The sequence below is a fragment of the Rhizobium azibense genome, from assembly GCF_004342325.1.
Classification (GTDB): domain Bacteria; phylum Pseudomonadota; class Alphaproteobacteria; order Rhizobiales; family Rhizobiaceae; genus Rhizobium; species Rhizobium etli_B.
In genome coordinates this window covers 601650-622627 of record NZ_SMBJ01000001.1, presented here as the reverse complement: position 1 = coordinate 622627, position 20978 = coordinate 601650, and the positions used below count along the sequence as shown (strand labels likewise).

Genomic DNA, 20978 nt, shown 5'->3' with positions numbered 1-20978 from the left:
TATGACGACGCTCAAGCGAGGTGCGGCCCTTTATCAGGCGGGCGAGACGATCATGAGAGCGGTCGAGGCCCCAGTGAACGGGATGGAGCGCGTCCTCGGCCGAAAACGCATGCCATGGCTGTTTCTGGCGCCGAACTTGGTTCTGTTCGGCATATTCACGTTCCTGCCAATCGCCATCGCCGTGGGTTACGCCTTTACGGGCGGTACGAACCTTTTCGTGTCGGACCGGCCGTTTGTCGGCTTCGAGAATTTCGGCACCCTGCTTGCTTGTGATGATTACCTGAGGCCCGGAACTTGCCGGGAATCGCTTTTCTGGACGGCTGTGTGGAACACGCTTTGGTTCGTGGCATTCAACGTCGTCGCCACATTGCTCGTAGCCCTGATTACCGCGCTGATACTCAATCGAGCAATTGTCGCGCGAGGCTTCTTCAGGGCAATCTTCTTCTATCCTGTATTGCTGTCTCCCGTCGTCATCGGTCTTATCTGGAAATGGTTCCTTGATCGAAATGGGCTGCTTAACGCCTTCCTGCAGATGCTCGGCGTACCCCCGGAAATCTTCCTTCTCGATGTCGGTTGGTCACGATTCTTCGTCGTGGTCGTCTCCGTCTGGTTTCACATGGGTTTTTATACGCTCATCCTCCTGGCCGGTCTCCAGGCCATCCCGAAGGAGCTTTACGAAGCCGCGGCAATCGATGCAGCCTCGCCTCGCCGCACGCTTTTGAGGATCACACTGCCCCTGCTGGGGCCAAACCTGCTGGTCGTTCTCATTCTTCTGATGATCAGGTCGGTCCAGATCTTCGACGAGGCCTGGGTTCTTACCAACGGCGGCGGCCCGGGCACAGCCAACAGCTTTATCGTGCAATACATCTACCAGATGGCTTTCAGCAGCGATCTCCGCCTTTTCGGCCTTGCATCCGCGGCATCGGTTCTGATGGGATTTGTGCTCCTGGTACTGACGCTGATCCAGCTGCGCCTTGGCCGGAGAATGGAGTCATAAAATGAATAACATTATGAATCCCATCAGATTTCTAACGCGCAGGCGCCGTGCCGAACGCATCGATATAACCGACATATTGTCATGGATCTGGCTATTTGCCGGAACCCTTGCCGTCCTTGTTCCTGTAGTCTGGGCAGGTCTTTCCTCGTTGAAACCGGCAGCTGAGATCACCCGGTTTCCGCCGACTCTGCTTCCCCGCGCCGCCGTCGAGCAGACTGTGAGCGGATTCGACAAGCCGCTTAGCCTATGGCAGGTCACCATTGACGGTGAAACGCGGGAAATGGCGATGGTCCGTCGCATCGGCCTCAAAGCTCAAATGGTCGACCCTGTCAGCCCGCAAAAGCCCATCAGCGTCGATGTGAAGAGTATCACGCCCGTGCAGCGGCTGACCGTGGCTACGCAAAACTACGCCGATCCATTGACGCGTTTCAACTTCCTGACCTTCCTCAAGAACTCGGTGTTCGTCACGTTCGTCGCAACAGTCTTGACACTCCTGGTCAATGCCATGGCAGCTTTCGCATTGTCGAAATACCGGTTTCGCGGCGACAAGACGGTTTTCGTGATCATCATTTCGACCTTGATGATCCCGCTCGCCGTCGTCATGGTTCCTGCGTATCTGGTGGTCGTTGGCGTTGGTCTTGCCGATAACCTGTGGGGCGTCATCCTTCCGACGATCGCCTCTCCAACAGCCGTGTTCTTGCTGCGACAATATATGCTGACGATACCGGATGAACTGATCGAGGCTGCACGCGTTGATGCGGCCAGTGAATTCTGTATCTTCTGGCGTATCATTCTGCCGCTGACAGCACCTGCCTTGGCGGTGCTGGCGATCTTCTCCGTCCTTTGGCGCTGGAATGATTTCCTCTGGCCACTTATTGTCCTCAACAGCCGCGAGAATTTTACGCTGCAGGTGGGCCTCAATGCGTTTCAGGGAGAATTCTCGGTGCAGTGGCACTACATCCTTGCGATGACATTTCTCAGCCTGCTCCCTGTGACGATCGTGTTCGTGTTTCTGCAGAAATACATCACCACTGGGATCGCCGGAACGGGGATGAAATGATCCCGGTCAGCGTGGCGGCGCAATGCTGCCACGCAACACGAGATGGCATCCCAGTTCCAGGCGGTGGGCCGGCCGGTGCGGGTCATTGGCGATCAGCCGCTGTTCGATCAGGGCCAAGGCAGCAGCGCCGAGCCTGTCGGCCGGAACACTGATTGTCGACAATGGCGGACGGCTGAACTCACCTCGCACGATATCATCAAATCCCAGCACGGAAATCGCCTCCGGCACTCGAATGTCGCGATCAGCCAGTGCCTTTAGGCATCCAAGCGCCAGGTTGTCGGCGGCGCAGAAGATGGCGGTGGCTCCTCGCATGTCAGGATCATGATCAAGCAGTGCATTGATGGCGGCCTCGCCATGTCTGGGTTCATATCCTTCAGCCTCGAGGATCATGTCCTCCAGGACAGGAAGCTGCGCGGCAAGAAACGCGTCGGAAAAGCCGTCATATCTGCGCTGGATCGTCGTTCGGCCCTTCCAGGTCAGGTGCAGAATGCGACGATGTCCGAGCGCGAGCAGATGCTCGATACCGAGGCGTGCTCCGAAGCGGTTTTCCGGCGTCACCGTATCGACCAGCATGGCTGGATCTTCGCCGTTTATGATGACGACGGGCATTCCGGCAGAAGCAAGGCTTCGGATGAGTTCGGGCTGATCGTCGTTCAAGATGACGATACCGTCAGCTCGCTCCGAAAGCGCAATCTGCCTTACCTGACTACCATCGATTCTCCGGCCGGTGCTGACAAAGGGTATGGTTCTGATCCCGCGCCGCTCACATTCCTTCCGAAGGCCGTTGAGGATCGTCCAGCTCACCAAGTTGAGGTCACTTTGCGGAGCGGCATCGTCGGGAATTGCAAGAAGCAAAACGCGTAGCGCCGCAATCGTCGCCCTCTTCCTTCGGCGCTCGAGATAACCCAGACGTTTTGCTGAATTCAAAACCCTCTCACGCACTTCGACCGTAAGTGGGGCGGTTCCGTTCAGGGCGTGCGAAGCTGTGCTGAGGGACACATCCGCATCGCGCGCGACATCTTTGAGATTGACTTTGCGTTCCACTTTTCCGTCACGAACTCTAATCGCGCCTTCAAAGGCATGTGAGCTAACACGATGTTTTTACATAAAAACTTTCAAAGCGCCATGCGTTTTATGCCAATAATTTTCCGATCGTCGCCGAAGACGGGCCGCAAAGCTGCTGCAAGGCTTCTTTGGTCTCGGCAACCTTTGCGAAAAGTTGTCCTTCCATCGACAAGACTGCCTTTTGCCCCCTTGTGCACGGCCATGCCTGATTGAGCCCTGAGCAGAGCGCGGACGGCCTTGCAAGGGCCACAAGTGGGTTGGCTTTTGGGAGCGTGCCCGCATCAGGGCTTCCTGTCCTGCCAGTTGGTCAAACAATTTTTCCACGCGCGACGACGGGCCAGATTTCCGGTCCGGTCCGCTCGGCACTCGTGACCATGACGGCCTCAACCATATTGGTGACGACGCAGGCATGGTTTGGCACGATCCGTACCTTGTCCCCGACCGCAAGGCCGATCGCGCCGGTGCTGACCAGCCTTCCATGTTCTTCCGAAAGCTGGTCGATCGCAACGTCGTCACGTCCGAGCACATGGCCGTAACCTTCAAGACCGAGCAAGTCTGAGGTCAGCGTCTTGGAGCCGGCGTCGATCACCGCTCGGTCCGGTGCGGGAACGGAGACGACGGTGGCGAGCACGCTCAGTGCACAATCCTCCCAGCTGCAGACACCACGCGCCACGAGAGATCTGTCATTGTAGACATAGGTTCCGGGGCGATACTCCGTGGTCGTCGGAGAGCCGGCGGCATGCATCATGGATGGTGTACCACCGGATGAAACAACCGGTACCGTCAGTCCCCGCGCATTGATGCGGGTGGTGGCCTGCCTCATGAAACTTTCGACCCCCGCCTCGCCACCTGCCGGCGGGTACGTCATCAACCCGCCGAAAACGAGGCCGGGTGCTGCCTGGATTGCGACGGCCAGGTCCTCGGCCTCCTCCACTGTCGCGACGCCGCAGCGGTTGGCGCCTGTGTTACATTCCACAAGCACCGCCAGCGGCGCAGACGCGGCATGGAAGGCCGCCGAGAGCCCGTCGACGACCTCGCGGCTATCGGCGACGACCGACAGTTTTACTTTTCCCGCTAGCGCCTTCAGGCGTTCCAGCTTGGCAGCACCTATAATATTGTAGGTGATCAGTACGTCGCGTATGGCTTTGCTGCCGCAAACCATCGCCTCGGCTTCCGAAACCTTCTGGCAGGTAATGCCGATTGCGCCCGCCGCAAGCTGCATCTCTGCGACGGCTGGCAGCTTGTGTGTCTTGATATGCGGGCGCACACGGATGCCGTGCCTGTCTGCATAAGCCTGGAAGCGATGGATGTTCCGCTTCGCGATGTCGAGATCGATAAGCACGGCGGGGGTGTCGATCATTGTCAAATCTTTAGGTGAAAAGGGCATGGGAGCCTCGCAGAACGGTATGAGGAATGCTGGACCGCCAAAAACCCGTCGTCAATGACGATACATCTTTCGGCAATGCCTATTGACAAGTCATTCCTCATACCCCTTGATAAGTCAATCCGATAACACAGACACATGTCCGCTATATTGGATTGTCAGAAAAACGGTCAATCAAGGGGAACACGATGACCTATTCCTTCCTCGCCGGCACGATGTCGCTGGCCGTCGCCACTGCTTTTTATTCTGCGCCAGCCCTCGCCGAGGGCAGCAAGCTCGATGAAGTGCTTACCCGGGGCCACCTTGTCCTTGGCACCGGCAGCACCAATGCGCCCTGGCATTTCAAGAGCGCCGACGACAAGCTTCAGGGCTTCGACGTCGACATGGGCCATATCATTGCCAAGGCACTCTTTGGCGATCCCGAAAAAATCGAGTATGTGAACCAGTCTTCCGACGCCCGCATCCCCAACATAACCACCGGAAAGGTGGACATCACCTGCCAATTTATGACCGTTACTGGCGAGCGGGCTCAACAGGTTGCCTTCACCATTCCCTACTATCGCGAAGGCGTGGGCCTGATGCTCAAAGCAGATGGGAAATATGGCGATTATGCCGCACTGAAGGCGGCTGGCTCGTCCGTCACGGTTTCGGTCCTGCAGAATGTCTATGCGGAGGCCATGGTGCATGCCGCTCTGCCGGAGGCGAAGGTGGATCAATATGAATCCGTCGACCTGATTTATCAGGCGCTGGAATCTGGACGCGCTGATACAGTGGCGACAGACCAGTCGTCGCTCGCCTGGTACATGACCCAGAATCCGGGCCGCTACAAGGATGCCGGCTACGGCTGGAACCCGCAAACCTATGCCTGCGGCGTCAAGCGCGGCGATCAGGATTGGCTGAACTTCGTCAACACCGCTCTGCACGAAGCCATGACCGGCGTCGAATTCGACACCTACGCCAAATCTTTCAAGACCTGGTTCGGCAAAGACCTGACCCCGCCTCAGATCGGCTTCCCGGTCGAATTCAAATAACAGCCGTGTGGAGCGGGGCCGGTCTCCCGCTCCCTCAGCCTCAGGGGAAGGCATCGCCATGGGTTACACTTTGAATTTCGCGGCCGTTTGGCGTAATTTCGATTTCCTGTTGAGCGGGCTCGCGCTTAGCCTTGGCCTTGCGGTGGTCTCGATCTTGATTGGAGCGGTGATCGGTCTTTTCGCGGCCTTCGCGCTGACGTCGAAGAACCGCTACGCGATCGCATCAGCGCAGCTCTATGTCACGGTGATCCGCAACCTGCCGATCCTCGTTCTGGTGCTATTTGCCTATTTCGCGATGCCGCAGATGGGCGTCCGTCTCGACAAAATGGAAAGCTTCGTGCTGGTTCTATCCCTTTATTCGGGTGCCTATCTCGCTGAAGTGTTTCGGGCCGGTTTACTGTCAATTCCCAAAGGTCTGACGGAAGCCGGCCTCGCCATCGGTCTGACGGGGATGCAGATCCGCAGCTCCATCATCGCTCCACTGATGCTGCGCAATGTGCTGCCGTCGCTGTCTTCAACGACCATTTCGCTTTTCAAGGATACATCGCTTGCCGCCGCCATCGCCGTGCCTGAGCTGACATTTGCGGCCCGCAAGATCAACGTCGAGAGCTTCCGAGTCGTGGAAACCTGGATGGTCACCTCCGGCCTCTACGTCGCGACTTGTTTTCTCATCGCCGCCTCGATGCGTTTCGTCGAGGGCCGCCTGGCCCTGCCGAGGTAAGCCCGGATGTCTTACACCTTTCTCGAACAATTCTGGATCGCCCGATACGTTATCATGAACGGGCTCGGCATGACCGTATCGATCTCTCTGCTGGCCATCCTTGCCGGTTCCATACTCGGAGTTTTCGTAGGATTGGCGCTCGTCTACGGCGGTGCTGTTTTGCGCTTAACGGTGCGCGCCTATACCGACGTTATTCGTGGCACGCCGGTGCTCGTGCTCGTGCTGGCGAGCTATTACGTCTCCTCCGCCGCCGGAGTTGATCTCGGGCCGTTTTCGGCAGGTGTCCTCGCACTTGCGATCTTCTGCTCCTCGCATGTCGGCGAAATCGTGCGCGGAGCGCTTCAGGCCATTCCCAAGGGACAGACCGAAGCGGCCAAGGCGATCGGCCTGACCTTCACCCAGACCTTCACCTCCGTGCTATGGCCGCAGGCCATGCGCCAGTGCTTGCCGTCCTGGGTGAACACGGCAGCCGAGATGGTAAAGGCCTCGACCCTGCTTTCTGTCATCGGTGTGGCGGAGCTTCTCCTGCGCACGCAGGAGATCATTTCCCGCAATTTCATGAGCCTGCAGTTCTATTTCCTGGCTGGCGCTCTTTATTTCATTGTCAACTACGGCATCGAGCACTTCGGCAAATATGTCGAGCGCAAGACCGCCTTGCCATCCTGAAAAGGCTCCCCCGATGGCCAAGACCATTCTCGAAATCAAGGGTCTGCGCAAGACCTACGGCATCCAAGAAGTCCTCAAGGGCGTCGATTGTAGCGTCCAGGAAGGCGAAGTCATTTCCATCATCGGCTCGTCCGGCTCTGGCAAGACGACTTTGCTGCGTTGCATCAACATGCTCGAAGAATTCCAAAGCGGTACGATTAGCCTGGACGGCGAGGAAATCGGCTATCGCGTCGAAGGCGTGACCCGGCGCCGCAAAAGCGAGAAAGAAATTGCACGCCAGCGTGCTCTGACCGGCATGGCGTTTCAGCAGTTCAATCTCTTTCCCCATATGAGTGCTGCTGAAAACATTATGCTTGGCCTCGTCAAGGTGAAGAAAATGACGAAGGCGCAAGCCCGAACCATTGCCGAAAAATGGCTCGACCGAGTTGGCCTCGCCGCGCGCATGAACCATTATCCCGGTCAGCTTTCCGGCGGTCAGCAGCAGCGCGTCGCGATCGCCCGTGCCATCGCCATGTCGCCGCGGCTGATGCTGTTTGACGAGGTGACTTCTGCGCTGGACCCCGAACTGGTCGGTGAAGTGCTTCAGGTCATCAAGGGGCTTGCCGCCGACGGCATGACCATGCTGCTCGTCACCCACGAGATGCGCTTCGCCTACGAAGTTTCGTCGCGCGTCATCTTCATGAACCAAGGCGTCATCTGCGAGGAAGGCGACCCCAAGAAAATGTTCGTCAGTCCGAAGACGGAGCGGCTCGCCGAGTTCCTCAAAACCTCAAGTTTCAACTAGAAGAAAGAGATCCCATGACAATCAAGCGTTACGGGGCCGGCGAAACCGGAGCCGGCGGACAGCCGCTGCCCTTTGCCCGGGCGACGGAAGCAGCAGGCTGGCTCTATGTCTCGGGCCAGGTCCCTATGGAAAACGGCGAAATCGTGCAAGGCGGTATTGTTGCACAGAGTCGCAAGGCAATCGAGAACATGATCCGTATTCTCGACGAGGCTGGCTACGGTCTGGAGGATGTCGTGCGCGTTGGGGTCTGGCTCGATGATCCTCGCGATTTCTGGAGCTTCAATGGCGTCTATGCTGAATTTTTTGGCGGAAATGCACCGGCACGCGCTTGTGTTCAGTCGCGGATGATGGTCGATTGCAAGGTGGAAGTCGATTGCGTGGCCTATCGCGCCGATCGCGGCTGACAGCAACTCCGGAGAAGAATATGACCGAAGACTCCGGCGAAACGGCATCACGACGGACGCGAGGACTCGATCGCGCCTTCGAGATTCTCGAGTTCCTGCGTGTGAAGCGTCGGCCGATGCGCCCGAATGAGATCGCCGCGGAAATCGGCGCGCCGCGCTCCTCCATCTACGAGCTCGTCAACCTGCTGCTCAATCACGGCATGCTGGATTATCAAGGCGGCGAGGGCCGGATCTTTCTCGGCCGCCGCCTCTATTTCCTCGGCACCGCATATGCCGAGCAGTTCGACCTTATGCGCGAGTGCGACCGTATGCTGGTCCATCTCGCCGAGGAAACGCGTGAGACGGCGCAGATGTGTCTGCTCGAGGGCAACAAATATACGGTTGCCATGATGCGCGAGGGCATCCGACCGTTCCGAATTTCCTCGAATGTCGGCGAACTTGTTTCCATTCCCTGGACCGCGTCAGGCCGCCTCCTCGTGTCAAACCTTTCGGATCAGGAAATCCTTGACCTTATCCCTCCGGAGGATTTCGTCCTGCCGAACGGCCGGCGGCTGGATCCGGCGGATTTCATCGCCCAGGTGAGGCAGGCAGCACGCGATGGATATTTCACCTTCAATAGTGAAGTGGAGAATTTCACCCATTGTCTGGCTGTCCCGATTTATCAGGCTGATGGTACCTGCATCGCCACCCTGTGCCTAGTTGCCCCACGTGAGGATGGGCTGCGCAATCGCGCTGCCTATCTCGATAGCCTGCTGAACGCCGCGCAAGAGATTTCCGAAAAGCTTGGATTCAATTCTCTTTCAAGACGTGTTTCTACATCGCGCGTGTGAATAGTCAGAACCTGGGGCGAGGAAGGCCTCGCTGACATGTGGAATTGTTGCAGATCGAAAAGCTGTTTTACCGAGCTCGAGTGGCCTTGCGGCGCACCAAGGCCATCTTGGGGCGGAACGGCGTGGCGTGGCCCATGATGGTGGAAGTATCGCATCACATCGATGCATCCGAGCCTGACGCTGATGGGTTTTACGATTACCATTACGAATACGACCTATTTGAATTCACAGATGGATTTGTGACCTTTCTGGCGCGTGCATACAGCGACGAGCCTGATGGGGCAGCAATGATGACGCGCATCGAAGGAAATGACCATCATCTTCTGACAAAGCGGGATCTGCGTCATCCACTGTTTCTCAGGGCCGCAGACTATCTGCGCGCGGCCGGCAAGACCAACCTCGATTGGCTGGACAGAAGCAGCAGCGCCTATGTCCCATTGACGCCGAAGAGATCGGGTGCCTCAACGCAATAGTCGGATTGGCTTGCAGCACCGCAAAAGAATGCCAAACAGCTGTATTTCGGCGCGGGCGCGGTCCTCAGTCACGACCAGCCGCTTGGCTTTCACGCCGGGTTCAGGCTTGGCGACCTGGATCACGACCGCCCTGCCATAGGCATCGATGTTGCGCTCCATCCTCGCGCGCCGGTGCGCATGATGCGCATCCATTCAACATAATGGTTTCAAACCGATGACCTGGCAGTTCCTCGTAGCACTTGGCCAACGGGGGGAAGTGAACTGTCGGCCAATCGCAGATCGCTTAGCCATTCGCCCGGTCTAATGCACCGGCTGGACCGTCTCAGGGATGGGGCATACATAAGGCTGACCATCCATCTTTTCCGACCATTCGACCTTTGCTTGGGCAAGAAGTTCGGCTGATGTGAAGAGGTCGAGGCCTGTTGCCGCCAATACCTTGGCGGCATGGACCATGGCTTTGTGCGCTCCGGGGCTTCGTCCTTGAGCGACGACTTGCCATGTGTGTGGACTGGTACCGATTGCCCAGGCTGGCGCCCAGCATTGTGCCGTTGGCGTCACCCGGCTGACATCCCCGACATCCGTCGAGCCGGCGCGAAAATGCGACTGGCCCTCGAAGGCACGAAGGCCGAGATGAAGCGGCGTCGAACCGTCGATCTTCCCATCTAAGAAAACATCCTCCTTGATCTGGTAAAGACGGATGCTGCTTTTGATCGCCTCCTCGCTGAAGGTCTCCTGGATCTGCCGGGCAAAATACAGATCTTTTTCATCGAAGGGCACAGGCCCGAGCGCCACCAGATTGCCGTGAATGGCGGTTTCGAGCGTTAGATTGGGCAACAGGCTCGTGGAGGCGGCATCGAACACAGCCTCCACCTCCGTCTCCGTCATCATCGCCGCGCCTTTGGCGACCATCTCTACACGCTGGGCAAGCCTCAGCGCCTGTGCCATTTCCGGCGCGCGTATCAAGTAGAGTACCTCTGCCTTGGCCTGCACGACATTGGCGGCCCTCCCGCCCGCATCGGTGATGGCGTAGTGCACTCGGCAATCCTGCGGCATGTGTTCGCGCAGGAAGTTGACGCCGACATTCATCAGTTCGACGGCATCCAGCGCCGAGCGGCCGAGATGGGCGCTGTTGGCCGCATGAGCCGCAACACCCCTGAAGCGGTAGAATGTCTCGACCACAGCCAGATTGTTGGTCGAGCGCACGCCGTTGAAGGGCGCCGGATGCCAAGTGAGTGCCGCCTCGACATCGGCAAAGGCGCCGGCGCGCACCATGAAGGTCTTTCCGGAGCCACCCTCCTCGCCTGGACAACCATAATAGCGCACAGTCCCGGGAAGCTTATGGGTTGCAAGATGCCTGGCAAGCGAAACGGCGGCAAGCAGTGAGCCGCATCCCAGAAGATTGTGCCCGCAGCCGTGTCCGGTCCCGCCGGACTTGATAGCCTGAGGAGAGTCCACGCCGGCGACCTGGCTGAGGCCGGCCAGAGCATCGTACTCTCCGAGAAAGGCGATAACGGGCTTGCCGCTGCCGAACTCACCGATGAAGGCCGTCTTCATGCCAGCGATACCCTGCTTCACCAAAAAACCATGCTGCCGCAGGGTCTGGATCAGCAGGTCGGACGACTGATGCTCGTCGAATTTCAGCTCAGCGAAATCCCAGATCCGGTCGCTGAGAGCGGTGAACTCAGGAGCCATCGCTTCGATGGCGGCGCTGAGCGAAAGCAGGGAAGCGATGTCGGGCATGTGTTCTCCCGCAAAAGCGTGAAATGCAGGTGGAAAAACTCCGCTCCGGCGGATGTCACGTCCGCCGGATGATATGTTCGGATGCTTGACGAATGGCGCCGGAAAGGCTGCACGCTAATTGTCGAGAGAAACTTCCCACAGGCGGGCGTTGGACTGCCAGACGGGCTGGCCTTTCAGCGTTTTGGTGGCGCCCCAGACATCGATCATGTCGTAGAGAAAGATGCCGGGCATATCCTGCAGCATCAGTTCATGGAATTGATCGAAGATGGCTTGGCGATTCTTCGGATCGATTTCCGCATAGACGACTTTCATCAGTTCGATTGCCTTGGGATTGTCCCACATCAGCGACGCGTTCTGATCCTTGTCGCCGACGTAGAAACTGTACATCAGCGCCGGGTCGAGGCGGGGCGCCACGGATTGCGAAATGATCTGGTATTTGCCTGAACGGCGGCGATCGACCTGGGTGGCGTAATCAAGCACTTCGATCTGGATGTTCATGCCGATCTGCTGCAGCATGGCCTGTGCCATGACGGCGGCCGGAAAGCTCGGCACGTTTCCGCGTTTGTTGGCGATGATACTGATTGGTTCGCCTTTGTAACCTGCCGCATCGAGCTCCTTCTTGGCGGCTTCCAGATCAAAGGCAAGACGCTTCTTCTGCGTTTGGCTGAAGTAAACGGAATCGGATGACACCATCGATCCGTTCGCCTCGCCCGTACCGTTCGACGCGGCCTCGACAAGCTGGTCGAGATCGAGCGCCTGCGCCATGGCGCGACGGATGGCCGGCTTGCTGAGAATCGGATCGCGGGTTTGGATGTAGAACAGGTTCTTGCCGTTGTTGCGCGAAACGATAACCTGCGTGGTCTTGCTCTCCTTCAATTCGGGAATGAGATCGGGAGAAATCTCGGCAGTGTCGAGCACGCCCGATTGCAAGCCCGCCTTGACGGTGGAGGCGTCGGGAATGACCATGAATTTGATACCGTCGACCAAAGGCCGCTTGGAGCCGACCATGCCGTCCGGCTTGCCGTCATTGGCGGGCGAAACATAATCATCGAACTTGGTCAGGTGAATATATTCGCCCTTCTTCCACTCGTCCCACTTGAATGGGCCTGTTCCGATCGGCTTGTCGAACATGCCATCGCCAGCAACGGAGTCGGGGGAGATGATGCCTGTATAGCCGCATTCAGGGCGTGACATCAGACCAAGGAAAACGGCCGATGGCTCCTCCAGCGTCATCGTCACAGTTGCGGCGTCGATTGCCTTGATGCCGGTAACGTGGACCGCACCGCTGCCGTCGAAATCCTTGACGCATGTCCATTTCGTCTTCGGATCCATGTAGCGGTTCCAGTTCCACACAACATCTTCGGCCGTCAGCGGCTTGCCGTTGTGGAATTTTACACCCTCGCGCAGCTTGAACGTATAGCTGAGCCCGTCCGCCGCCATGTCGATGCTGGCGGAAAGGAGCGGCTTGACCTCGCCATTGTTGGCATAGCCGACGAGGCCCTCGACGATGTGGAGAATAACGCCGTCGGTATTGCCGTCGCGGTTGACTCCGGGATTATTGCTGCGCAGGTCGGAACTCTGCGCCACGACGATATCGCGCCCGGCCGCGCTTGCGGCGAGCGAGATCAGGATGGTGCCTGCAAGCAGGATGGTCTTCATGGTTCTACCCTCTTGGTTGTTTTTGTTTGATTGCTTCACGCTTGGAATTCATCCCAGCAGGCGCGCGAGAGCCTGCCGATGGTCTCGAGCGATACCGTATATCCCGGCGTTCCGTTCGGCATCGCTTGCGGCACCTGATCGGTATAGGCGGCGATGATGTAGAAGGGCGCGCCGCCGCGATAGACGATGCCCGCATCCATGCGTCCGCGCTTGCCACGTCCGCCCTTGCTGGCGACCTTCGTTTCGAACGGCAGGCGGGAGTGGATGCCGTAGCGCAACACCTGGTTCTTCAAGGTCTGCAGCGCAAACTGGCAAAGAGCAGGCGGGCAGCCGAGTTTTGCAGCGGCGGCTTTCGACGTCTGTGCATCGAGGATCGTCTGCAAAAGCATGAGCTGATCGGCGGCCGTTGTGGTCGTGACCGCGCCGAGCGCATGATCCGGCGAGAGCGCCAGCGGCGGGATGAGGAAGCGGTGATGCGTCCTGATCATGCCGATCGACTTGCAGTAACGATCGACTTCTTCGAGCGTCAGCCGCTCGAACACCATCTTGGTGCAGACATTGTCGCTCAGCACCATCATGCCGGTGATCGCGTCCCGCAGGGGTATGACAATGCCTGGCGTCAGGTATCGAAACAGGCCACTGGCCACCTCTTCGGCGAAACGCGGCTCATAGACGATCGGCTCATTCAGGTCGAGGCGACCATCACCGACGGCCTTCAATGCCGCCATCATGATCGAGGTCTTGCGCGTGCTGGCCGAGGGTGTCTCCTCCTGCGCCCCTCGGTCGAACGTTTCGCCGGTCAGCAGATTGCGGATGCAATAGCGGGTCACGAAGGGTTGGGCATCGCAGATCGCGTTCAGCCGTTCGGCCGTCTTGTTCGAAGTCGTGGTCCTGTTCACATTAGGCCTCCAGTCGCCATTTCAGCTTGACCCCGCCGGTCTCGTTGAGATCGAGTGCGGGAATGGCCGAAAGCAGACGTCGCGTATATGTCGCCTGCGGCCTGTCGAAGATCGTATTGCGGTCGCCCTGTTCGATGATGCGGCCGTCCTGCATGACGACGACGCGGTCCGCCACCTGCTCGACCACGCCCAGATCGTGGCTGATGAACAGGCAGGAAAAGCCGTAGCGCCGCTGCAGATCCGAAAAGAGCGTGAGAACCTGGGCGCGCACCGTAACGTCGAGCGCCGAGACCGGCTCGTCGGCAATCAGGAACTTCGGTCGCCGGGCGATTGCGCGGGCAATCGCAACGCGCTGGCGCTGGCCGCCGGAAAGTTCATGCGGATAGCGCCGGGCGTGGTCGGTTCCCAGTCCGACCTCCTCGAGCGTTTCATAGGCTCGTTTCCTCTTGGCGGACCGGTCGATATCGGGCACAAGCCGAAGGGCTTCCTCGACCAGCGCCAGGATTGTCATGCGCGGATCGAGCGACGAGAAGGGATCCTGAAAGACCATCTGGCAGTTCAGCCGATAGTCACGCCAGTCTGCCTCACGCTCACGTCCCTGAAAGAGCACTTCTCCTTCACTCTGGCGGACCAGTCCGGCGATGGTACGCCCGAGTGTCGTCTTTCCTGACCCAGAGCCGCCAACCAGAGCCACCACTTCGCCGGCATGGATATCGACGCTGACACCATGAAGCGCCCGCTTGGCGGTTCTTTTCCTGAGAAGCGATTTGCGGCCGGCATAATCCACCACGATATTGCGCGCCGACACCATCGGCACAGAGGCCGTGTCGATCGTGCGGATCTTGCCACGGACGGGAAGCGACGAGAGAAGCTTGCGCGTATAGGGATGTTGCGGCGTTTCGAGAATCCGCTCCGTGGTTCCCTGTTCGACCACGACGCCTTTTTCCATGACGACGATGCGGCTGGTATAGCGCGCCACCATCGGCAGATCATGGCTGATCAGCAGCACGGCTGTGCCTTCGGCCTTGGTGAGCTCGACCATCAGCTCCATGACGTCACGCTGGATGACTGCATCGAGCGCCGTCGTCGGCTCGTCGGCAATCAAAAGCGCCGGCTTCAGGAGCATGACGGAGGCAAGCATGATGCGCTGGCGCATGCCGCCGGAAAATTCGTGCGGATAGGCGCAAAGTGCCGCCTGCGGGTCGCCGATGCCAACACGCTCGAGCATGGCGACGATGCGGTCGCGCCGTTCAGACGCGATGACATTCGTGTGAAGCGTGAGCCCTTCTTCCAACTGCCGGCCGATGGTCATCGACGGATTGAGCGAGGTCATCGGCTCCTGGAAGACGAGCCCGATCTCGGCGCCGCGCATTCGGCGCAAATCAGCCTCGCTCATCAACATCACGTCGCGACCCTTGTAGGTCACCTGACCACCCGTCACCTTGATGGGAGGCGGAAGCAGCGAGATGAGCGCGCGCGTCGCCAGCGACTTGCCGGAACCGCTCTCCCCAACGATGCCGAAGATCTCGCCGGGCTCGATATCAAAACTGACATCCTTGACCACCTCGACACCGCTGCGGGCAACCTCGAGCGAGAGGTTGCGGACGCTCAGAAGTTTCTGTTGGGTCATTTCAAGCCTCTCATGCGTGGATCGAGCTTGTCGCGCAGCGCATCGCCCAGAAGATTGATGCCGAGAAGCGTGAGCGCGATGCTGAGGCCGGGGAAAAGGCCAAGCCAGACGGCCTGCTCGACGAATGGACGGCCGGCGGCCAGCATGTTGCCCCAGGTGGGAGCCGGCGGCGGAACGCCGAGCCCGAGAAAGCTGAGCGCGCTTTCTGACAGGATCGCCCAGCCAAACATCGAGGTGGACAAAACCGTGATCGGCGCCAGGCAATTGGGCAGGATGTGACGCAGCATCGCATAGATCTCGCCATTGCCCATGATCTTGGACGCTTCGATGAACTCGCGTTCGCGCAGCGACAGCACGGCACCGCGAACCACGCGCGCCATGGATGGCGTATAGGCGATCCCGAGTGCGAAGATGATTCCGTACTGGTTGGCGCCGAACACCGCGAGCAGGCCGAGAGCCAGTAGAATGCCGGGGAAGGCAAGCAGGGCATTGTTGATCGCCATGATGACTGCGTCGACCCAGCCACGCGCATAGCCGCTGACGAGGCCGACCAGGGTTCCGGCCACTACGGCAAACGAGACCGTCAAAGCACCGATCCAGACACTTGCGCGATCGCCGATCATGATCCTGCTCAGCACGTCGCGGCCGAATTCATCCGTTCCAAGCCAATGCTGGGCGCTGGGGGCTGCCAGGCGCGCAGTGAAGCTGAGCTTCATCGGATCGTACGGTGTCCAAAGAAGTCCAAGGGCTGCGACGACGAGCAAAAGAGCGACCAGCGTCCCGCCGATCAGACTGTTGAATGTGAACTTGGTCATTCGGCCACCACGCGCGGATCGAAGAGAGGATAAAGCAGATCAACGATCAGGTTGACGACCACGTAGGAGAATGCGACGAGCAGGAGGCAGCCCTGTATGACCGGATAGTCACGCTGGAAGATGCTGTCGACCATCAGCCGGCCGAGGCCGGGAATGGTGAAGACCGTCTCGATGACGGCAATACCGCCGAGCAGGTTGCCGAGGATAAGGCCGATCATCGTCCAGGTCGGGCCGAAAGCGTTTTTGAAAGCATGCTTCCAGAGGACAGCGCTTTCCGACAGGCCTTTTGCCCGGGCATGGGTGATGTAATCCAGCCGGAGAACTTCGAGCGTGGAGGCTCTCGCCATGCGGATCAGCACGCCCATTTCATGAATGACCAATGTCATGATCGGCAGGACGAGATAAAGCAGCCCGGCAGTGATCTGGTCCCCGATCGAGACATAGCCCAGGACAGGGAGCCAGCCGAGCTCGAGGCCAAAAAGCAAAAGCAAAAGCAGGCCGAGCCAGAATGTCGGAACCGACAGAAGGACCGTGGCCGTGCCGATAAGGGCCAGATCCGTGAGGCTATTCTGCCGCCAGGCGGCGATGACGCCGGCCGGAACAGCGATCAGGCTAGCCAACAGCACAGCCGTCACCACGATCTCCGCGCTGACGACAAATCGTGAGGCGACAAGCTCCAGAACGGGCTCATTGTTGACGATCGAGCGACCGAAATCCCCGGTGAGGACATTGCCTCCCCAGATCAGGAACTGTTCCGGCATGGATTTGTCCAGCCCGAGTTCGGCGCGCATTTGCGCAATCTGGTCTGGCTGCGCCATGTCGCCAAGCAGCAGCGCTGCCGGATCACCCGGAATAAACCGAATGAGTGCGAACACGGTGATCGCCACGATCAGCACGGTTGGCAACGCCATAAGGAGGCGGTTCAAGATAAATCTGAGCATCGGTTCCCCTGAACACGATTGTTAATCGGCCGTTGATCGGCTTGTTTGTCGGCAAACTATGAGCGATGATAAAAATTAGTGCAATATTATGCATTTTTGTCATAGCTCTATGCGAATATCGCGTACGGCGGGAGACCATGTTGGCCCCTGGTCAGGGCCATTAAACCCTTGTGCCAGCTACGGATTCTGCGAAAGAGCGATCTGACGCTTCAGAGCGTCCATCAAGGCTCGCGCGGCACGCGACAGAGGCATGCCCGCCGGTTTGGCCAACCCGAACTCCTGCTTCGAAACAGGCGTGAAAGGACGCTGAACCACCGGCAAGTGCCGATAGAGATTGGCGTAGAAACTGCTGAGAATGGCAATACCCAGGCCGTGGGCGACATAGGCGCAAGCCGAACTGTTGGTGTGTGTCTCGATCTTTACGCTCTGCTTCACGCCGGCTCGTTTGAACGTCTGATCAAGAAGCATGCGGGTTGGCATTTGCCGTCCAATGAGAATCAGGGGAATATTGCGCAGATCCTTCGGCGCGATCTCGGCGAGCGCTGCCAACGGATGGCTCTCGGGAATGACGCAGACGCTGACCCCGCTTGCCACCGGCTCCATGTCAATGCCGGGACCGATCTGTTCCTCATAGCGCAGAAAGCCGAAATCGATCACTCGTTGTTCGACCAGACGCGTGATCGCTGTCGTGGTCTCGAAAAAGGTTTCGATGCGAACCGTCGGATATTTTTTGGAATAGTCCACCAACATGGCCGGTGCGAATTCTTCCCACATGCTGCTTGGCAACCCAATGCGCACGACCTCGGGTCCTGTAGCCCCGCTTCGCAAATCCTCTGCCAGACCGGAAAACCGGTTGAGTCCGAGCAGGATATTGTCCGCGTCTCGGGCGAGGATGCTGGCCTCTGGCGTTGGAATGAGCCGCCCCTTGTCACGGGCAAACAGCGTCAGCGACAGATCGGACTCGAGTTGTTGCAACAGACGGCTGACACCTGACTGACTGAGACCCATACTCTTCGCCGTCGCGATCGTCGATCCGGTTGCCAGCAACGTCTTCAGCACCTCCAATTGCCGAAAATTGATCATTTCAAAAGCTCCCTCAAGGTATAAGCGCAATTGATCCTCTGGCTAAGCAGCCCGCAATGGATTGGAAGTAAAATCGGCTGTTATGCCCACTCCTGCAGATATCGCAAAAATGGAGCCGCCGCCTTCGGCAGGGGCACCCGATCAGAGCCGACGACGGCATAGGTCACCGGCAAGGCTGGCTCCAGCGGCACGAAGGCCAGCGGTATTGAGCGGTACTCGTTCGCCAGCAATTCGCTGACGATGGCGATCCCCAGGCCTTCAGCGGCAAGACCGCAGGCGCACCCCACCGAATGCGCCTCGATCGCTGGGCGCTGGCGCAGTCCCTGTTTGTAAAAGAACGCCTCTAGCTCATGACGCACCGGACGCTCACGATTGAGCAAGATCAGGTCGCGTGACCTGAGATCGGCGACTGTCAGCATGTCGCGGCCGGCCAGCGGATGGTCCCGGTGCAGCACGCAGATATTGCGCGATGGCAGCTCGTGTTCGAGCCGCAGCCCCGGAGTTGGCGAGGGAAGGCGCGTAAAACCGATATCCGCCTCCCCGTCCGCCACCATGCGCTCGATCGCCAGATAGCTGCCGGATGCAACCTCGATCCGGACCGGGCCATTCTCGGCAAGGAAGCGTTTCACAAGGCGCGGAACAAGCGTGACGGACAGGCTCGCCGGAAACGCCAGCCGCAAAGGAATTTCTTGAGAACGGCCGTTCTCCAGTTCCAGTGCCAGCACTTTCAGCGCAGTCAGACGGTCGGAGATTGCCCGGATCTCCGGTCCCAGCTGCAATCCCTCGCGCGTCGGCGCCAATCGGTTCTTGTCCCGCTCGAACAATCGCACACCAAGATAAAGTTCGAGCTGATGCAGAAGCCGGCTGGCATTTGATTGCGAGATGCCAAGTTCACCAGCCGCCGCGATCGTCGATCCCGTCGCCGCGATCGCGTCATAGGTCTGGATGTGCTTGACGCTGATCGTGACATCGCTGCCCTTCGTCATTCCTGCTCCCGAAATTGAATAGATCGACCCGCAAACCGCATAAGATTGCACCGCCTTGCGAAGTCCAACATCCTTGCGCCCATCAACGAAGACTTTGTGGAGGCATTCGTCAATGGCGACGGTTCTGGAAAAAATCGCCGATCATATCGTTTCGAGAACAAGCTTTTCTCCCCTCGCCATGGCGCGCGCGCAGGAGGCGGTTATCGACACGATCGGCTGCATGCTGGCGGGTGCTGCCGATCAGGCACCGCAAGCCGTGGCAAGGGCATTCTCCGGACAGATCGGTGCGAACGGCCCCCCGGCGATCCTGCGAGGCGGGCGGGCATCACCGTCGGTCGCGGCGCTGATCAACGGGACGGCCGCTCATTGTCTGGATTTCGACGACAACTTCCATCCCGCCCGGGCCCATGCCTCCGCAGTGTTGGTTCCGGCCTTGCTGTCGATTGCAACCGCCGATGCGGCAATCTCGGGACGACAGTTCCTGCACGCCTATCTCGCGGGCCTTGAGGCACAGGCTGCCGTCGGTTTCGGGGTCAATCCTTCGCACTACAATAGGGGATGGCATGGCACGTCGACCGTCGGCTGTATCGGAACGGCCGCCGGCGTAGCGATCCTTCTGGGCCTGAATGCAACAGAGATCGCCCAGGCGATGAGCATCGCCACAAGCTCTGCCGCTGGTCCGAAAGGCCAGTTCGGAACCCCCACCAAGCCTCTTCATGCCGGCATGGCCGCGCGCAACGCGGTCGAGGCGGCTCTCCTGGCGCAAGCCGGCATGAGCGGACGGCTGGACATTCTTGAGCGTCCACAAGGCTTTCTCGATCTTTTTGGCGGTGAGGCCTGCGCCGGGTGGCAGGCGCTTTCGATGGGCGATAGTCACATTATCGAAACGCATGGCCTGGTGACAAAGCTCCATCCCTGCTGCGCCTCCACGCACCGCGCCATCGATGCGGCGCGCGACCTGCAGATGGAATATGACTTTTGCCTGGACGACGTGCTTTCCATCGAAACAAACTTGGGACGATCCGCGGTTGACAATCTGGCCTATCCAGACCCTGTGGATGAGATGCAGGCACGCTTTTCGATGCAATATTGTCTCGCCACTGCGCTTTACCAAGGCAACCTTTCGCTGTCCGATTTCACTTGCGCTGCAATTTTTCGTCCCGAAATTCGCCTCCATATGCCGAAGATATCAATGAGCGCCTACCATGCAGCGCAAGAGCACGGGATCGAGCGCCTTCCCCATCACGTCACCATCGATCTTAGAGATGGACGTAGACTGAAGACTGAGCGGCTCTATGCAACCGGCTCGGTCGCCGTGCCTCTTACAGCCGCCGAGCGAGGCTCCAAATTCGCTGATTGCCTGCGTTGGGCAGGACTGCGAGCCGAAAAGACGCATGAGGCGTTCTTGAATTTTGAAGACGCCGCATCCCTAAAGGAGATGTTGAACAGCTTTGAAAGGTCCACCGCTCCTTGACGCGCCGGCGCTTGTCCTTGGGGATGAACATGTTGGCCGTTGCAAGGTCTTCCAGCACGACCGTTCCGCCATTTCAATCTCAGGATCGGCGCACGCGTCGCGGATATCATGCTGCCATGGCAGGTCAGAGGTCTCACGATGTTTTCTCCTCAACGATCGATGGCGCACCAAACTCGGCTGTTGCGAAATGTTCCGCCGGTCGGGGCTTTCCAATATCAGCGGCAATCGTTTTCGGCGGAACAGAGGATCTCGGCACGAGTTCTTCCCGAGGGCGCCCAGAACAAGATCGAATCCGTCCGTGGCGCCTGGCTTGAACAGCAAGCCTTTTCCACCAAG

General features: G+C 58.8%; 21 protein-coding genes. 10 read left to right on the top strand and 11 right to left on the bottom strand.

Going from position 1 to position 20978, the window contains the following annotated elements:
* The first annotated feature begins 1 nt into the window (after position 1).
* The gene (locus EV130_RS02980; RefSeq protein ID WP_132549109.1) at positions 2–997 is read left to right on the top strand and encodes a carbohydrate ABC transporter permease; all 996 of its coding nucleotides are present in this window, start codon (positions 2–4) and stop codon (positions 995–997) included.
* Positions 998–1010: 13 nt separating this feature from the next.
* Positions 1011–2057: a carbohydrate ABC transporter permease gene (locus tag EV130_RS02975; RefSeq protein WP_207900856.1), complete on the top strand. Its 1047-nt coding sequence runs from the start codon at positions 1011–1013 to the stop codon at positions 2055–2057.
* 6 nt (positions 2058–2063) lie between these two features.
* Here the strand turns inward: EV130_RS02975 and EV130_RS02970 are convergent, their stop codons facing one another.
* Together EV130_RS02970 and EV130_RS02965 are read right to left on the bottom strand one after the other, a co-directional pair.
* Positions 2064–3101, bottom strand: a complete 1038-nt coding sequence (locus tag EV130_RS02970; protein ID WP_074064000.1) for a LacI family DNA-binding transcriptional regulator — start codon at positions 3099–3101, stop codon at positions 2064–2066.
* A gap of 328 nt (positions 3102–3429) precedes the next feature.
* A complete protein-coding gene (locus EV130_RS02965) occupies positions 3430–4482 on the bottom strand; it encodes a D-TA family PLP-dependent enzyme (RefSeq protein ID WP_425375558.1) in 1053 nt (350 codons plus the stop codon).
* Between the two features lie 212 nt (positions 4483–4694).
* On the opposite strand from EV130_RS02965, the gene EV130_RS02960 reads away from it, so the two are divergent.
* Genes EV130_RS02960 through EV130_RS32855 form a run of 7 tightly spaced genes read left to right on the top strand, consistent with a single transcriptional unit; the run spans position 4695 to position 9415 of the window.
* The gene (locus EV130_RS02960; protein ID WP_074063999.1) at positions 4695–5537 is read left to right on the top strand and encodes a transporter substrate-binding protein; all 843 of its coding nucleotides are present in this window, start codon (positions 4695–4697) and stop codon (positions 5535–5537) included.
* 58 nt (positions 5538–5595) lie between these two features.
* Positions 5596–6258, top strand: coding sequence for an amino acid ABC transporter permease (locus EV130_RS02955; RefSeq protein ID WP_074063998.1), 663 nt, complete (start codon positions 5596–5598; stop codon positions 6256–6258).
* A gap of 6 nt (positions 6259–6264) precedes the next feature.
* The gene (locus tag EV130_RS02950; protein WP_074063997.1) at positions 6265–6924 is read left to right on the top strand and encodes an amino acid ABC transporter permease; all 660 of its coding nucleotides are present in this window, start codon (positions 6265–6267) and stop codon (positions 6922–6924) included.
* A 13-nt stretch (positions 6925–6937) separates the two neighbouring features.
* Positions 6938–7708, top strand: coding sequence for an amino acid ABC transporter ATP-binding protein (locus EV130_RS02945; protein WP_074063996.1), 771 nt, complete (start codon positions 6938–6940; stop codon positions 7706–7708).
* Positions 7709–7722: 14 nt separating this feature from the next.
* Positions 7723–8112 (top strand): RidA family protein, encoded by a 390-nt coding sequence (locus EV130_RS02940; RefSeq protein ID WP_132549118.1) that lies wholly within the window; start codon positions 7723–7725, stop codon positions 8110–8112.
* A 20-nt stretch (positions 8113–8132) separates the two neighbouring features.
* A complete protein-coding gene (locus EV130_RS02935) occupies positions 8133–8942 on the top strand; it encodes an IclR family transcriptional regulator (RefSeq protein WP_132549121.1) in 810 nt (269 codons plus the stop codon).
* Between the two features lie 47 nt (positions 8943–8989).
* Entirely contained in the window at positions 8990–9415 is a 426-nt protein-coding gene (locus EV130_RS32855) for a hypothetical protein (RefSeq protein ID WP_207900849.1), read from the top strand.
* Here EV130_RS32855 and EV130_RS32440 read toward each other — a convergent pair.
* The 9 genes from EV130_RS32440 to EV130_RS02890 form a co-directional block, all read right to left on the bottom strand.
* Positions 9404–9574 carry a hypothetical protein gene (locus EV130_RS32440; RefSeq protein WP_165918477.1) on the bottom strand — a complete coding sequence of 57 codons (171 nt, stop codon included), beginning with the start codon at positions 9572–9574 and terminating at the stop codon, positions 9404–9406. The genes EV130_RS32855 and EV130_RS32440 overlap by 12 nt on opposite strands.
* A 141-nt stretch (positions 9575–9715) precedes the next feature.
* Complete coding sequence (locus EV130_RS02925; RefSeq protein ID WP_074063992.1) at positions 9716–11155, bottom strand: M20 family metallopeptidase; 1440 nt, start codon at positions 11153–11155, stop codon at positions 9716–9718.
* A gap of 114 nt (positions 11156–11269) precedes the next feature.
* A complete protein-coding gene (locus EV130_RS02920) occupies positions 11270–12814 on the bottom strand; it encodes an ABC transporter substrate-binding protein (RefSeq protein WP_132659182.1) in 1545 nt (514 codons plus the stop codon).
* A 35-nt stretch (positions 12815–12849) separates the two neighbouring features.
* A complete protein-coding gene (locus tag EV130_RS02915) occupies positions 12850–13713 on the bottom strand; it encodes a serine hydrolase (protein ID WP_132549127.1) in 864 nt (287 codons plus the stop codon).
* A 1-nt stretch (position 13714) separates the two neighbouring features.
* Positions 13715–15343, bottom strand: a complete 1629-nt coding sequence (locus EV130_RS02910; RefSeq protein WP_132549130.1) for an ABC transporter ATP-binding protein — start codon at positions 15341–15343, stop codon at positions 13715–13717.
* Positions 15340–16158, bottom strand: a complete 819-nt coding sequence (locus EV130_RS02905) for an ABC transporter permease (RefSeq protein ID WP_132659180.1) — start codon at positions 16156–16158, stop codon at positions 15340–15342. Before EV130_RS02905 ends, EV130_RS02910 begins: the two co-directional genes overlap by 4 nt.
* A complete protein-coding gene (locus EV130_RS02900) occupies positions 16155–17099 on the bottom strand; it encodes an ABC transporter permease (RefSeq protein ID WP_074063987.1) in 945 nt (314 codons plus the stop codon). Before EV130_RS02900 ends, EV130_RS02905 begins: the two co-directional genes overlap by 4 nt.
* Positions 17100–17276: 177 nt before the next feature.
* Positions 17277–18179, bottom strand: coding sequence for a LysR family transcriptional regulator (locus tag EV130_RS02895; protein ID WP_132550001.1), 903 nt, complete (start codon positions 18177–18179; stop codon positions 17277–17279).
* An 83-nt stretch (positions 18180–18262) separates the two neighbouring features.
* Entirely contained in the window at positions 18263–19168 is a 906-nt protein-coding gene (locus EV130_RS02890; protein WP_132549136.1) for a LysR family transcriptional regulator, read from the bottom strand.
* Positions 19169–19280: 112 nt separating this feature from the next.
* On the opposite strand from EV130_RS02890, the gene EV130_RS02885 reads away from it, so the two are divergent.
* Positions 19281–20642 (top strand): MmgE/PrpD family protein, encoded by a 1362-nt coding sequence (locus tag EV130_RS02885; protein WP_132659178.1) that lies wholly within the window; start codon positions 19281–19283, stop codon positions 20640–20642.
* The last annotated feature ends 336 nt before the right edge of the window (positions 20643–20978 follow it).